Genomic DNA, 595 nt, shown 5'->3' with positions numbered 1-595 from the left:
GAGCGCATGCGTGAAAACGTGATTCGTGCTGGTGGTGAAGTGGTGCTAGTCGATGATGAATGGGGTGTGCCTGTTTCAGTAGATAAAGTTGAACAAGCACTACAGCAACATCCTGATACAAAAATTCTGGCTTTTGTGCATGCTGAGACATCAACAGGTGCTGTCAGTGATGCACAAACTCTAGGTAAGTTAGCCAAGCAATATAATGTGTTGTCGATTGTGGACGCCGTTACATCGTTAGGCGGCGTACCGTTAAAAGTTGATGAATGGCAGCTTGATGCTGTGTACTCAGGCAGTCAAAAGTGTTTGTCGTGTGTGCCTGGCTTGTCTCCGGTGACGCTGTCTCCGGCTGCTATCGAAAAAATTCAATCGCGCACTACGCCAGTTCAAAGTTGGTTCCTCGATCAAAGCTTAGTGTTGGGGTACTGGAGTGGGGAAGGTAAGCGTAGCTACCATCACACCGCTGCAGTGAATAGCCTATATGCATTGCATGAAGCGCTGCTTGTGTTACAGAACGAGGGGCTTGAGAACTCGTGGGCTCGCCATCAATTGATGCATGAGAAGTTGAAAGATGGTCTTCAGAAACTGGGTTTTG

Annotated in this window: 1 protein-coding gene; it reads left to right on the top strand. The window is 47.9% G+C overall.

The window, feature by feature from the left end; all coding sequences use genetic code 11:
• Nucleotides 1-595: pyridoxal-phosphate-dependent aminotransferase family protein (locus tag R8O11_RS29500; RefSeq protein ID WP_318195161.1), on the top strand; the 595-nt coding region annotated here is incomplete at both ends.

The sequence above is a fragment of the Vibrio sp. 1288 genome (assembly GCF_033344475.1).
This window is presented reverse-complemented; position numbering and strand designations above follow the sequence as displayed.